This window comes from Streptomyces sp. NPDC056480 (genome assembly GCF_042795405.1).
Lineage (GTDB): Bacteria > Actinomycetota > Actinomycetes > Streptomycetales > Streptomycetaceae > Streptomyces.
This window is the reverse complement of sequence record NZ_JBHTSA010000108.1, coordinates 14,946-27,156: the sequence shown is the minus strand read 5'-3', so window position 1 is coordinate 27,156 and position 12,211 is coordinate 14,946. Positions and strand designations below refer to the sequence as shown.

11 protein-coding genes and 1 pseudogene are annotated in these 12,211 nt (G+C 72.5%); all 12 read right to left on the bottom strand.

All coding sequences use genetic code 11. From position 1 onward, the window contains the following. A pseudogene (locus ACFQ79_RS32550) lies at window positions 1-187 on the bottom strand (hypothetical protein); the annotation flags it as partial. A gap of 107 nt (window positions 188-294) precedes the next feature. Then, complete coding sequence (locus ACFQ79_RS32545; protein ID WP_030323572.1) at window positions 295-708, bottom strand: DUF3151 domain-containing protein; 414 nt, start codon at window positions 706-708, stop codon at window positions 295-297. Window positions 709-844: 136 nt separating this feature from the next. After that, complete coding sequence (locus ACFQ79_RS32540) at window positions 845-2,299, bottom strand: MFS transporter (protein WP_383590117.1); 1,455 nt, start codon at window positions 2,297-2,299, stop codon at window positions 845-847. A gap of 78 nt (window positions 2,300-2,377) precedes the next feature. Further along, on the bottom strand, window positions 2,378-4,342 hold the full coding sequence (locus ACFQ79_RS32535; protein WP_383590116.1) for an Ig-like domain repeat protein: 1,965 nt from the start codon (window positions 4,340-4,342) through the stop codon (window positions 2,378-2,380). Between the two features lie 132 nt (window positions 4,343-4,474). After that, window positions 4,475-5,665, bottom strand: a complete 1,191-nt coding sequence (locus tag ACFQ79_RS32530; RefSeq protein ID WP_383590114.1) for a MalY/PatB family protein — start codon at window positions 5,663-5,665, stop codon at window positions 4,475-4,477. Between the two features lie 85 nt (window positions 5,666-5,750). Further along, window positions 5,751-6,773, bottom strand: coding sequence for a class II fructose-bisphosphate aldolase (gene fbaA, locus ACFQ79_RS32525; protein ID WP_055600202.1), 1,023 nt, complete (start codon window positions 6,771-6,773; stop codon window positions 5,751-5,753). A 222-nt stretch (window positions 6,774-6,995) separates the two neighbouring features. Beyond that, the gene (gene pyrE / locus ACFQ79_RS32520; RefSeq protein WP_209495598.1) at window positions 6,996-7,535 is read right to left on the bottom strand and encodes an orotate phosphoribosyltransferase; all 540 of its coding nucleotides are present in this window, start codon (window positions 7,533-7,535) and stop codon (window positions 6,996-6,998) included. 23 nt (window positions 7,536-7,558) lie between these two features. Further along, window positions 7,559-8,344: an aldose 1-epimerase gene (locus ACFQ79_RS32515; protein WP_383590119.1), complete on the bottom strand. Its 786-nt coding sequence runs from the start codon at window positions 8,342-8,344 to the stop codon at window positions 7,559-7,561. 90 nt (window positions 8,345-8,434) lie between these two features. Beyond that, on the bottom strand, window positions 8,435-9,277 hold the full coding sequence (locus ACFQ79_RS32510; RefSeq protein WP_383590111.1) for an SRPBCC family protein: 843 nt from the start codon (window positions 9,275-9,277) through the stop codon (window positions 8,435-8,437). Window positions 9,278-9,338: 61 nt separating this feature from the next. Next, entirely contained in the window at window positions 9,339-11,012 is a 1,674-nt protein-coding gene (locus ACFQ79_RS32505; RefSeq protein WP_383590109.1) for a polyamine aminopropyltransferase, read from the bottom strand. A gap of 75 nt (window positions 11,013-11,087) precedes the next feature. After that, the gene (locus ACFQ79_RS32500; RefSeq protein WP_383590107.1) at window positions 11,088-11,606 is read right to left on the bottom strand and encodes a DUF2617 family protein; all 519 of its coding nucleotides are present in this window, start codon (window positions 11,604-11,606) and stop codon (window positions 11,088-11,090) included. Window positions 11,607-11,901: 295 nt separating this feature from the next. Next, window positions 11,902-12,138, bottom strand: coding sequence for a hypothetical protein (locus tag ACFQ79_RS32495; RefSeq protein ID WP_383590105.1), 237 nt, complete (start codon window positions 12,136-12,138; stop codon window positions 11,902-11,904). Between the last annotated feature and the right edge of the window lie 73 nt (window positions 12,139-12,211).

Here is a 12,211-nt window from a genome sequence, read left to right as displayed (position 1 = left end):
CCGTCGGCACGGGGGTGGCGGCCGGGGCCGCCGTGACCTCGGCGGGCGGGCCGTTGAAGTGGGCGAGGGCGACGCCCGCGCCGAGCGCGACCGTCGTCAGGGCCAGTGTCGGCAGGACGAGCCGGCGCCCGGACCTGCGCCTCCTGCCCGTTCGGCGCCGTCCTGCGGTCGCACCACGCTTGCCCACGACAGACTCCCCCCTCGGGTCCTGCGGTCCCGGGGATCGTACCGGGCGTTCGAACGCCCTTTCCCCCGACTCGGAGGGAAAGGGCGTCCGGCCGGTACGGGGGAGCGTCAGCCGAGCGTCTCCGCCGCGGTCTCCGAGGAGTCCCGCAGGAAGGTCGTGCAGCGCTCGAACTCGTCCTTCTCGCCGATCTCGCCGGCCGCGCGGGCGAGCGAGTGCAGGGCGCGCAGGAAGCCGCGGTTCGGCTCGTGCTCCCACGGCACCGGGCCGTGGCCCTTCCAGCCGTTGCGGCGCAGCGCGTCGAGGCCGCGGTGGTAGCCGGTACGGGCGTAGGCGTACGACTCGACGACCGAGCCGCGCTCGTACGCGTCGTCCGCGAGCTGGGCCCAGGCGAGCGAGGAGGTCGGGTACTTCGCGGCGACTTCCGCCGGCGCCGTACCGTTCGCGAGCAGCTCGCGCGGACCCGGGTCGTCGGGCAGGTGGGTGGGGGCCGGGCCCCCCAGGAGGTTCTCATGCATGGCCATGGGGTCAGTCTGCCTCAGTCCCGCCTGCCGAAGGCTCCGTGGCGGGGACGGACCACCGCCCCGGACCCGGGCGCCCGTGGCGGGAGGCAGCGGGCGTCGGGACGCCGGGAACGCCCCGCGGGGAGCCCCGGGCCCCTCAGGGCGAGGCGTCCCGCCGGCCCGGGTCGAGCGGCGGGGACGTCACCCCGCAGTGCACCTTGCACTCCGGGTGGCAGGCCGCCCCCGCAGGGGTCCGCATCGTGGTCCACGCGATCACCGCGCCCACCACCAGGATCCCCGCGCACATCGGCATCGCCTTGCGGAACGTCTCCCCGAACTCCTCCGCCGAGCGGTACGCCTCCGGGCCCATCCCGGCCAGCATCGGCAGCGCCGCCACCGCGAGCAGCCCGGCCGCCCGCGCCGCCGCGTTGTTGATGCCGCTGGCCAGACCCGCCCGGGACACGTCCACCGAGGCGAGCACCGTCGCGGTCAGCGGCGCGACCAGGGCCGTCATCCCGAGCCCGAGCACCAGCAGCGCGGGCAGCACGTCCGCCACGTACGAGGCGTCCTCCCCGACCCGCAGCATCAGGAGCATGCCCGCGGCGCACAGCAGCGGCCCCACCGTCAGCGGGATCCGGGGCCCGATCCGCTCCCCCAGCTCCCCCGACTTCGCCGAGAGCAGCAGCATCAGGACGGTCGTGGGCAGCAGGGCCGTACCGGCACCGAGCGCCGAGTAGCCGGCCACCACCTGGAGCTGGAGGGCGGCCAGGAAGAAGAAACCCCCGAACGCCGCGTACACGCACAGCGTGACCAGGTTGACCGCGGTGAACATCCGGGACGCGAAGATCGACGGCGGCACCATCGCGCGTTCTCCGCGCCGCCGCTCCACCCCCACGAACCAGGCTCCGACGACGACCCCGCCCGCCCCGGCCCACCAGGCCTCGCCGATCAGCGCGTACGTCACGAGCGCGAGCGCCGCAGCGCCCAGGACCGCGCCGAGCACGTCGAAGCGGCCGTGCGCGGTCTCGTCCCGCGATTCGGGGACGTGCCGCAGCGCGACGGGGACGCAGAGGGCCGCGAGCGGCACGTTCAGCAGGAACACCCACCGCCAGCCCGGCCCGTCCACCAGCCAGCCGCCGACGAACGGCCCGATCGCCGCCCCCACCCCGCCGAAGCCGGACCACAGCCCGACCGCCCTGGCCCGGTCGTCCTCGTGGAAACTCGCCTGGATCAGCGCCAGGGACCCGGGGGTGAGCAGCGCCCCGCCGACGCCCTGGAGGGCGCGGGCGGCGATGAGCACCCCGGCGTTCGGGGCGAGGCCGCACAGGAGCGAGGCGAGCGCGAACCACACCACGCCGATCACGAAGACCCGGCGCCGGCCGAACCGGTCGCCGAGCGATCCGCCGAGCAGGATCAGCCCGGCCAGGGTGAGCATGTAGGCGTTGACCGTCCACTGGAGAACGGCCAGGTCGGCGTCCAGGTCCTCGCCGATGTGCGGCAGCGCCACATTGACGACCGTGGAGTCGAGCAGGGCCATGCCGGACCCGAGGACGGTCGTGAACACGATCCATCGCCCGGTCCTGGAGGCCATCCGTACGTCCCGCTCGCCCATGCCTGCATGGTCCCCCGAACGCCGAGGCCCCGCCCACCGGAATCCGAGAGGAGGGTGGGCGGGGCCGCGGAGGACGGGTCAGCGGGTGATGTTGAAGTACTTCCACGCGCCGTGGACCGTGGTGTTCACGTTGTCGCCGGACGTGCCGTCCACGTACGCCGTGCGGACCCGGGCGCGGACGCCGGCCGCTCCGGCGCCGTCGAACCGGAAGTAGGCCATGCCGCCGCCGTTCAGCCGGACGTAGTCCTCGGAGCCCGTCCGCCATGCGCCCGCGTACCAGACCTGGAGCTGGTACTTGGTCATCCGGCCCGGGTACGGGTTGTTCCAGGCGGTGACCATCACGTCGCCGCTCTGGTGGTAGGTCTGGTACCAGATGGTGCCGATCTTCGACCACTTGTAGTGCTGGGACAGCGAGGTCGTCAGACCGGCCCGGGTGTACACGGTGGAGCCGACGTGGGCCCGGCCGGAGCGGGTGTCACCGGCGAAGTCCGCGGTCACCCAGGTGTCGCGGGTCATCCGGGTCGTCACCGACAGCTTCCCCGCCGAGTTGACCGTGCCGCGCTTGAGCAGCCGCCTGGGCTCCGTCCCGTACGGGTCGGCCCAGATCTCCACCACCCGGTTCCGGTACGACCAGCCGAGGGACGCCGTGTACGTCACGTTGGTGTTGTAGTCGACGGTGCGACGGTTCTGGTCGAGCTTCAGGTACGTCGGGAAGGGCGCCACCTGCACGGCGGCCGTCCCGGTGGAGTACGCGCGCTTGGCGTCGCCCAGGTACGCCACCTTGTACGAGACCTTCCCGGCCGCGGCCGGGGTGTCCGGGAACGAGAACGTGCCGTTCGCCGCGAGCGTCCGCGTCCCGAGTGCCTTGCCGGCCGGGTTCTCGGCGTCGTACCGCGTCACGGTGAGCGGAGCGCCCGCCGGGAGCTTCAGCGTGGAGGAGAGCGAGCCGGAGACGGTGAGCGGCTTGTTGATCGGCGCGGTGGCCGGGGCCTTCACCGTCACGGAGACGGTGTGGAGCTTCGGCGACGTGTAGATCCGGAGCACGTGCTCCGACTGGCCCGGCAGCTGCACCGGGACGAAGAGCCGGGTGCTGTCGGGCGCCCACTCCATCTCCCCGCCGAACAGCATCCAGGACTTCGTGTCCCGGACGCTCGCCGGGGTCGTGGAGCCGCCGTTGAAGACGAAGACGTCGCCGACGTCGTCACGGTCGCTCGTCCCGCCGGCCACGGTGCCGTCCGGGGCGACGGCCACGGCCTCCGCACTCCAGGAGACCGGGTACTTCTCCTGCTCGGAGAGGTCGGTGAGGCTGAGCCTGGTGAGCGAGGTGACCCGGTCCGCCGCGACGACGCTCTTGCCGTCGGGGGCGATCTCGATGTCCTTCACGAACCCCTGGCGCTCGGCGGACGTGCGGACGACCGGCGTACCCGACCCGGTGTCGTACACGACGATCGGGCCCGAGCTGATGGTGCCGTCGGCGGCGACGAGCGTGTCCGGAGCCGCCGGGTCGGTGCGGAGCGTGGGCGCGTGCGACCAGTTGGCACCCGTGGTGAGGGCCAGGGTCACGGTCGGCACGGCCGTGGTCAGGTCGACCGACCCGAGATCCGAGTCCCAGTTCTCGCCGTAGCCGAACCAGACGCGGCCGGCGGCGGACGCGACGGTCGAGGGCTTGGTGCCCTGGCCCGTCGGGTACTCGGCGGTGACGGCCAGCTGGGCCGTGTCGATGGCGACGAGCTTGTCCGCGTTCTCGAGCGCCGCGTACACCGTCGCCGAGTCGTCGGAGAGGTCGAGGTCACGGACATAGGCCAGATCGGTGATGGCCTTGACGAACTTGCCCGCGAAGTCGGTGACGACGACGCGGTTGTTGTACGTGTCACTGAAGTACAGGCGCTGGTGGACGCCGTCGACCACCATGTCGCCGATGGTTCCGACGTTCAGCGGCACGACCGAGTCGGCGGCCGCCGGGCCGGCCGCACCCGCGACCAGCGCCGCGGAACTGACGAGGACCGCGAACGACGTCGCGGCCGAGAGAGCGCGCTTGCGCACGATGAAGAGCCCCCCCAAAGAGCATGATTCCGGCCCCTCAGCACGGGGCACGGTGCAGGAAGACTAGAACACGCCTGCGACGCACCGCTCCCCGGTATCCGCGCCGCGCGCGACCGGGCCCGCGGCCGCCCCTCAGGTCGTCCGCAGCCGCCCCGCCGCCCGGACCAGGGCGTCCACGCCCCGCTCCGCCTTCTCGCGGGTGCAGCCCACGTTCAGCCGGACGAAGCCGGGGGTGCCGTAGACCCCGCCCGGCATGATCGCGACCTTCTCGACGGTCACCAGCTCCTCCTGGAGCCGGGTCTCCTCGATGCCGAGCGGCCGCAGGTCGATCCAGGCCAGGTAGCCGGCCTGCGGGGGCTCCCAGGCCACCCCCGGAAGGCCTTCGGCCAGCCGCTTCCGGACCGACTCCATCGTGCCCGCCACGTACGCGCGCAGCTCGTCCAGCCAGGCCGCGCCGTGCCGGTACGCGGCGATGTGGGCGGTCAGCGAGAGCACGGCGGGCGAGGCGAGCCCCTCGCCGGTCTCCATGCGCCGGACGAAGGCCGCGCGCTCGTCGGGGTCGCCGATGATCCCGTACGAGCCGGAGAGCGCGGGGAAGTTGAAGGCCTTGGTGGCCGAGGTGACCAGCGCCCAGCGGTGGCCCCGGCCCCGCTCGGCGATCCGGGTCCACGGGATGTGGCGGTGTCCCTCGGTGGTCAGGTCGGCGTGGATCTCGTCGCTGACGACGGCGGCGCCGTGGCGCTCGGCGAGCGCGGCGAACTCCCGGAGCTCGCCCTCCGTCCACACGCGGCCGGTCGGGTTGTGCGGGGAGCAGAGCAGCAGGACCTTGCTGTCCGGCCGGGCCAGCTCCCGTTCGAGGGCCTCGGTGTCGCCGACCGGGACGCCGCGCAGCTCGCGCCCGAGCCCGGTGACGGCCTTGCGGAAGCCGTCGTACGTGGGGGTGTGGACGACGACGCCGTCGCCGGGTTCGGTCCACATCCGCAGGAGCTGGGAGAGCTGGTTGAGCACGGAGGGCGCGTACACCAGGGACTCCGGGTCGATCTCGGCCTCGTACCGGGTGGTGTACCAGTGGCGTATCGCCTCGCGGAACTCGCCGAGCCGCCAGTCGGTGTAGCCGAAGACACCGTGGTCGACGCGGTCGCGCAGGGCCGCCAGGACCTCCGGCGGGGAGGCGAAGTCCATGTCGGAGATGGTGAAGGGGAGCAGGTCGGGGACGCCGAAGCGGTCCGCGATCCCGTCCCACTGGACCGACCAGGTCCCGCGGCGGTCGATCTCCCGGTCGAAGTCGTACGTCGTCGTCACCGTGGTCTCTCCTCCGGACATCGTTCTCCTCCCGACATGCCGAGGGCCCGGCACCCCCACGCCAGGGCGGGGGTGCCGGGCCCTCGTACCACGCCTGCCTCAGCGCTTACTTCAGCTTGGTGCCGGTCGAGCGCAGCGCCGCGCACGCCTCGGTCACGCGGACGGCCATGCCGGCCTCGGCCAGCTTGCCCCAGGTGCGCGGGTCGTAGGTCGACTTGATGCCGACCTCGCCGTCGACCTTCAGGACACCGTCGTAGTTCTTGAACATGTGGTTCGCCACCGGACGCGTGAACGCGTACTGGGTGTCGGTGTCGAGGTTCATCTTCACGACGCCGTTCTCCAGCGCGGTGGCGATCTCCTCGGCCGTGGAGCCCGAGCCGCCGTGGAAGACGAAGTCGAACGGGGAGGCCTTGCCGTACTTCTCGGCGACACCGGCCTGGAGGTCCTTGAGGAGCTCCGGGCGGAGGACGACGTTGCCCGGCTTGTAGACGCCGTGCACGTTGCCGAAGGAGGCGGCGAGCAGGTAGCGGCCCTTCTCGCCCAGGCCGAGGGCCTCGGCGGTGCGGAGCGCGTCGTCGACGGTGGTGTACAGCTCGTCGTTGATCTCGTGGCTGACGCCGTCCTCCTCGCCACCGGTCGGGGTGATCTCGACCTCGAGGATGATCTTGGCGGCGGCGGCCTTCGCGAGCAGCTCCTGGCCGATGGCCAGGTTGTCGGCGAGGGTCTCGGCGGAGCCGTCCCACATGTGCGACTGGAACAGCGGGTTCTCACCACGGGCGACGCGCTCGGCGGAGACCTCGAGCAGCGGACGGACGTAGCCGTCCAGCTTGTCCTTCGGGCAGTGGTCGGTGTGCAGCGCGACCGTGATGTCGTACTTCGCGGCGACGATGTGCGCGAACTCGGCCAGGGCGACGGCGCCCGTGACCATGTCCTTGTTGTACTGGCCGCCCAGGAACTCGGCTCCGCCGGTCGAGATCTGGATGATGCCGTCGCTCTCGGCCTCCGCGAAGCCGCGCAGGGCGGCGTGCAGGGTCTGGGACGAAGTCACGTTGATGGCCGGGTAGGCGAACTTGCCTGCCTTCGCCCGGTCGAGCATCTCGTTGTAGACCTCGGGGGTTGCGATGGGCATTCGTCCGCTCCTTGTGATGTGCGGGGTGTGTGCGTTGCTGTCCCTGACCTGGGGGCGACGTCATCGTCGACGCCCATCCTTCCAGACTCTTCTCCGGGCTCCCACGGGCCCGGCACGACAAGGGGCGGGGTGTTTCACGTGAAACACCCCGCCCCTTGATAAAAGCGCAGGTCAGGACAGCAATCACGGATGCCCGGGACCTAAGTCACGACTTCGCGGCGGTTACGCCAGGTCGAGATCGGCCAGCTGGTAGCCCGTGAGGTACGCCAGACCCGCCCCGGCGATGGCCTCGGCGGCGCCCCGGTCGACGATCGTCGCCACGGCGACGACCTCGCCGCCGGCCTCGCGGACCGCCTCCACGGCGGTCAGCGGCGAGCCGCCGGTGGTCGAGGTGTCCTCGACGACCAGGCAGCGACGGCCCTTGACGTCCGCGCCCTCGATACGGCGCTGCATGCCGTGGGCCTTCTGCGCCTTCCGGACGACGAAGGCGTCGAGGCGCTGCCCGCGCGCGGCGGAGGCGTGCAGCATCGAGGTCGCGACCGGGTCGGCGCCCAGGGTCAGACCGCCGACGCAGTCGAAGTCCAGGTCGGCCGTCAGGTCGAGCATGACCTGACCCACCAGCGGCGCGGCCTCGCCGTCCAGCGTGATCCGGCGCAGGTCGATGTAGTAGTCGGCTTCCAGACCCGAGGAGAGGGTCACCTTGCCGTGCACCACGGCCTTGTCCTTGATCTGCTGGAGCAGCTCAGCGCGTACGTCAGTCATGCCCCGAGCTTAGAGGGCACTGCTCAGAGGCGGCGCCAGCGCCAGGTGCTCTCGACCTCCAGGGGATCGATCGGGGTGACCAGGCGGGGATGGGTGTTGAGTCCGTTCGGCGGGCCGGACTGCGGCTCGACGCAGACGGCCTCCTCGGGCTCGTCGTAGATCACGACCCACTCGGCGCGGCTGGTGACCCTCAGCTCCAGTTCCTCCGGCCAGGTGAGGGTGACATCGACGCCCTCGGGCATGCCGAAGCAGTCGTCCCAGGGGCCGGGGATGCGGTCGATCCGGCGCCCGGTCGGAAGGTGGTCGTCACCCCGCTCCTCCTGCCAGGCCGGGGTGAAGTCGAGCCGCACGTCCTGGCCGCCCTTGCCGAGGTTCCGCAGGAACCAGGGGTGCCAGCCGGCCTGGGCCGGGAAGGAGTCGTCGTAGGTCTCGACGCCGAAGCGGAGGGTGAGGGCGTCCTCGGCCAGCTCGAAGACCTGGGTGACCCTGCCCCTGTACGGCCACGGGTCGCCGAGCTCGCAGGTGAAGACGGCCTCGGTCGCGGAGACCCGCGCGGTCTTCCAGGCGAGGTCGCGGACGGTGCCGTGGATGGCGTGCGGGGGTGCGTTGACCGGCAGCTGGTGGCTGGTGGCCCCGTTGCGGAAGCGGCCGTTCTCGGTCCGGCCGCACCAGGGCACCATCGGGAAGGTCCCGAACCGCTCGCCCTGGCGCAGCACCTCGGTGCCGCCGATCCGCAGGCTCTCGATCCGGCAGCCGTTCTCGGGGCTGATGGTCAACTCGGCGTCGCCCGCCGTCAGGTGCGTCTGCATGCTCACGCCCCGACCCTAATCGTGTCAGCGGCGTGGGCGCAGTGCCCGGCCACCGTGTCAGCGGCGTCGGCGCACGGCCCGGCCACCGTGTCAGCGGCGTCGGCGCAGTGCCCGGCCGACGACCACGGCGGAGGCGAGCGCGAGGGCCGCGGCCGGGGCGATCCAGCGCAGGGTGGCACCGGCGCTCGACGCCTCGGGCGCGGGCACGGGGGCGTACCGGCCGCGCGGCGGCGCGTGGTCGACCTCCTCGGCGCTCCGGCCGATCATCGTCCGGCGGGCGTGAGCGGCCTCGGCGGCGGGCTGCGGGGCGGGGAACTCGATGGGCGCGTCACCGAAGCCCTCGTCCAGGAGGGGGTCGAGAGAGGGCGGCGGCACCGGTGCGTCGAAGACGGCACTCCGGCGCGGCTCCTCGACACCGTCGTCGACGCCGTCGTCGTCGGAGTCGGGCTCGACGACCTCATCGGCAGCGGCGGCCGCTTCTTCGGGAGCCGCCTCCGCGTCCGGCTGCTCCGCCAGCGCGGCCAGCCCCTCCACGAACTTGTCGAGCATCCGCGCGCCGGCCGTCGACCGGGCCTCGTCAGTCGCCTCGGCGAGCCGGCCGGCCGCCGTCAGGGCGCCGGTGAAGCTCAGGCTGGTGCCCTCGGCCACCGGAGTGAGGACGACGGTGAGCGACAGCTCCGCCGTGCCCTTGCCCCGGGCCTCGGTCCCATGGCCCTCGTAGGTGATGGCGCCGTCCCGCTCGACGACCTTCAGGGCGCCCCGGTAGGTGATGGTGTTGCCGCCGACCCGCACCTTGAGCCGGCCCGTCAGGGGGCCCGCGTCCGCGTCGGCGTCGCGCTGGAGACCGGGGACACAGCGCACCACCCGGGCCGGGTCCGTGAGCGTCGCACGCAGAACCTCGGCCGGGACCGGGACGAACACCTCATGCTCCATGGAAGCCGAGCCTACTCAGACGGGGGCGCGGCGTCGCCCGTTCGGCACGGAACCGGTTCCTTCAGCCTCCGTACCGCGGGTGCACCAGCGTCGACGGGGGCGGTTCGGCGCCCCGGCCGCGCTCGGCGCGGCGCGCCGCGGCCTCCAGGGTGTGCTCGCCGAGCGAGCGCAGCCGGGGCGCGTCGGGGGCGAGGCCCAGGGCGGGCGGACGGCTGCCCGGTACGGCCAGGAGGAAGCCCCAGTCGCCGGGGCCCCGCCCCGTGCCGTCGGCGCTGTCGGCGCGGTCGGGTCCCGCGGCGAAGCCGGGGGTGCGGCCGCTCGCGCTGTAGGGGCGGGTCGCGAAGCCGGCCGCGCGGAGGGTGGCGTCCACGGTCCAGTAGGTGCGGGGCCGGTCGGTGACGGACCCGGCGTGCACGGCGAACCGTCCGGAGGGGGTCAGGACCTGGGCCGCGAGTCCGTAGAACTCCTGCGCGTACAGCTTGGCGCTGGGGGTGATTCCGGGGTCGGGCAGGTCGGAGATCACCACGTCGTACCGTTCCTGCAGATGGCCGGTGGCACCCCGCAGCCAGTGGAAGGCGTCCGCGTAGACCACCCGGACGCGCGGGTCCCGGAACGCCTGCGCGTTGAGCGTGGCGAGGGCCGGGTCCGTCCGGGCGAGGCGGACGACGCCCGGGTCGAGTTCGACGACGGTGACGGAGCGGACCCCGGGGTAGCGCAGGGCCTCGCGGGCGGCCATCCCGTCCCCGCCGCCCACGATCAGCACGCGGGCGTGCGGGCCGTTCATCGCGGGGTGGACGAGGGCCTCGTGGTAGCGGTACTCGTCCTGGCCCGCCACCCGGAGGCGGCCGTCGAGAAACAGGTCGGGCGGGCCTTCGCGGCCCCCGGTCACGACGATCTCCTGGAGCTCGGTGTGGACGGCGACCCGCACCCGCTCCCCGTACACCGCACGGCGCGCGGCCTGTTCGAAGTCGTCGACGAGCACGGTCGCCGTGGCGAGGACGGCGAGGACCGACACGTTCACCGCGACGAGCAGGGCCCGGGAGCGGGCGGTCAGGTCGCGGCGGAACACCCAGAGGACGAGGCCGCCGCCCGCCACGGCGTTGACCGCGCCGGTGACGAGGGCGCCGGTGAGCTGGCCGAGCCAGGGCAGCAGCAGAAAGGGGAAGGCGAGGCCGCCGACCAGGGCGCCGACGTAGTCGGCGGCGAAGAGGTCGGCGACGGTCCCGGCGGCGTCGTCCTGCTCCCCGAGCGAGGCCTTCCGCCCGGACCGGCCCGGCCGGTCGCCCCGCTGTATGAGCGACATCAGGAGCGGGATCTCCGCGCCGATGAGCACCCCGATGGCGAGCGAGAACGCCACGAGGACGTACCGCGACTCCCCGAACCAGGCGAAGGCCGCGTACAGCACCATCGCCGAGGTGCCGCCGACGAGCGCGAGCCCGGCCTCGACCAGGCCGAAGCCGACGGCGGCGCGGCAGCGCAGCGCCTTGGCGAGGAGCGAGCCGACCCCCATGGCGAAGACCATGACGGAGAGCACGACGGAGGCCTGGGTGACCGAGTCGCCGATCAAGTAGGAGGCGAGCGCGACCAGTTCGAGTTCGTAGACCAGGCCGCAGGCGGCGCAGACGAAGACCACCGCGAGGACCGGGAACCGCACCGTCTCGCGCGGCGGCTCGGGCCGCCGCACGGGCGCACGCCGCACCCTCTTGGGTGGCATGGTCACGGTCGGCTCGATCATGACCGTAACGCTACGTCACGACCTGGGCGCCCCTTGTCACCCACACGAGTGGATCTGGAGCGCCGGGAGGGCGTATCAGAGCGTTGCAGGCATACGTACGCCGATACGGGTCCTGGTCACCACCAACTGCCCTTCCTGCGGGTAGGCGTGCCAGGTGCGCCAGCGCACCTGGCCCTCGTGGCGCTGCGCCAGCATCGCCGTGAAGGCGTGCGGGGAGCCGGGAAAGGTCCCCGCGAGTCCGTTGGGATGGTCGGCGACGAGCGCCAGCAGCTCCTGCGCCCGGCCCGCGAAGGAGCCGTGCGAGAGCGTCTCGACGCGGGCGGCGAATTCGTACTCCCATTCGCCGAAGCGCTTGGAGACGCCGAGCGGCAGCGGGGTGCTGCTGCCCGGCATGCAGGCGACGGTCTCCGAACAGCTGCGGCCCTCCTCTTCCAGGAGCACCTGGTGCGAGGCGCCGAGCAGCCTCAACTGCAGCTTGGCGCCGGAGAGTTCGAGGTCGAGCACGGCGAGGGCGGGCAACGGCTCGCGCCCGAGGGCCCAGGCCAGATCGGCCGCGCGGGTATCGGTGTAGGAGGTTTTCAGGGTGGTGAGCATGGGTCGGCTCCGCAAACACGGTTTGACGGGTGGGCCGGGGGCGCCCCGGAGAAGGGTTCAACGGCAGTGGGAATCGCCGGCTCGGGTCCACACACGGTCCGAGGGCTGTCTCTGTCAGGAGCGAGAGAACCACGGACGCCGGACGACTCGCAGCGTTTTTACCCAACTTGCTGTGTTTTCCAACCCCTTCGGGGACCCCACAGTTCACTTGTTCAATCAGAACTGATCGACATGTCTGTTCTGATTGCCCACGTCACGTGCCACGTGCCTGCGGAGCCGTCAGCCACTCGGGTGGTCAGCTGCCGCCACCGCCGCAGCCGCCACCGCCGCCACCGCAGCTGGACGACCCGCCGCAGGAGGAGCTGGAGCCGCCACTGCAGCTGCTACCGCCACCGCCGTCCGCCCACGTGACGCTGCCGCTGCCCGACCCCGAGCGCCGCCGCCGCCGCGGCGCGCTGCGGAACGCGCCGCGGAACATGCTGACGAGCCACAGGAAGACCGCGATGCCCAGGATGACGAAGAAGAGTTCCATCAGTACTACCCCCGTTCTCTTGTGCGAGGGAGATTCCCTCAGGCGCACCCCGTCAAAGCGCACTTGAGGAAGT

Bases quoted from the DNA above. Each gene is read 5' to 3' on its own strand.
- ACFQ79_RS32545 (WP_030323572.1), bottom strand. From the start codon at position 708: ATGGCCATGCATGAGAACCTCCTGGGGGGCCCGGCCCCCACCCACCTG.
- ACFQ79_RS32540 (WP_383590117.1), bottom strand. From the start codon at position 2,299: ATGGGCGAGCGGGACGTACGGATGGCCTCCAGGACCGGGCGATGGATC.
- ACFQ79_RS32530 (WP_383590114.1), bottom strand. From the start codon at position 5,665: ATGTCCGGAGGAGAGACCACGGTGACGACGACGTACGACTTCGACCGG.
- fbaA (WP_055600202.1), bottom strand. From the start codon at position 6,773: ATGCCCATCGCAACCCCCGAGGTCTACAACGAGATGCTCGACCGGGCG.
- pyrE (WP_209495598.1), bottom strand. From the start codon at position 7,535: ATGACTGACGTACGCGCTGAGCTGCTCCAGCAGATCAAGGACAAGGCC.
- ACFQ79_RS32515 (WP_383590119.1), bottom strand. From the start codon at position 8,344: ATGCAGACGCACCTGACGGCGGGCGACGCCGAGTTGACCATCAGCCCC.
- ACFQ79_RS32510 (WP_383590111.1), bottom strand. From the start codon at position 9,277: ATGGAGCATGAGGTGTTCGTCCCGGTCCCGGCCGAGGTTCTGCGTGCG.
- ACFQ79_RS32505 (WP_383590109.1), bottom strand. From the start codon at position 11,012: ATGATCGAGCCGACCGTGACCATGCCACCCAAGAGGGTGCGGCGTGCG.
- ACFQ79_RS32500 (WP_383590107.1), bottom strand. From the start codon at position 11,606: ATGCTCACCACCCTGAAAACCTCCTACACCGATACCCGCGCGGCCGAT.
- ACFQ79_RS32495 (WP_383590105.1), bottom strand. From the start codon at position 12,138: ATGGAACTCTTCTTCGTCATCCTGGGCATCGCGGTCTTCCTGTGGCTC.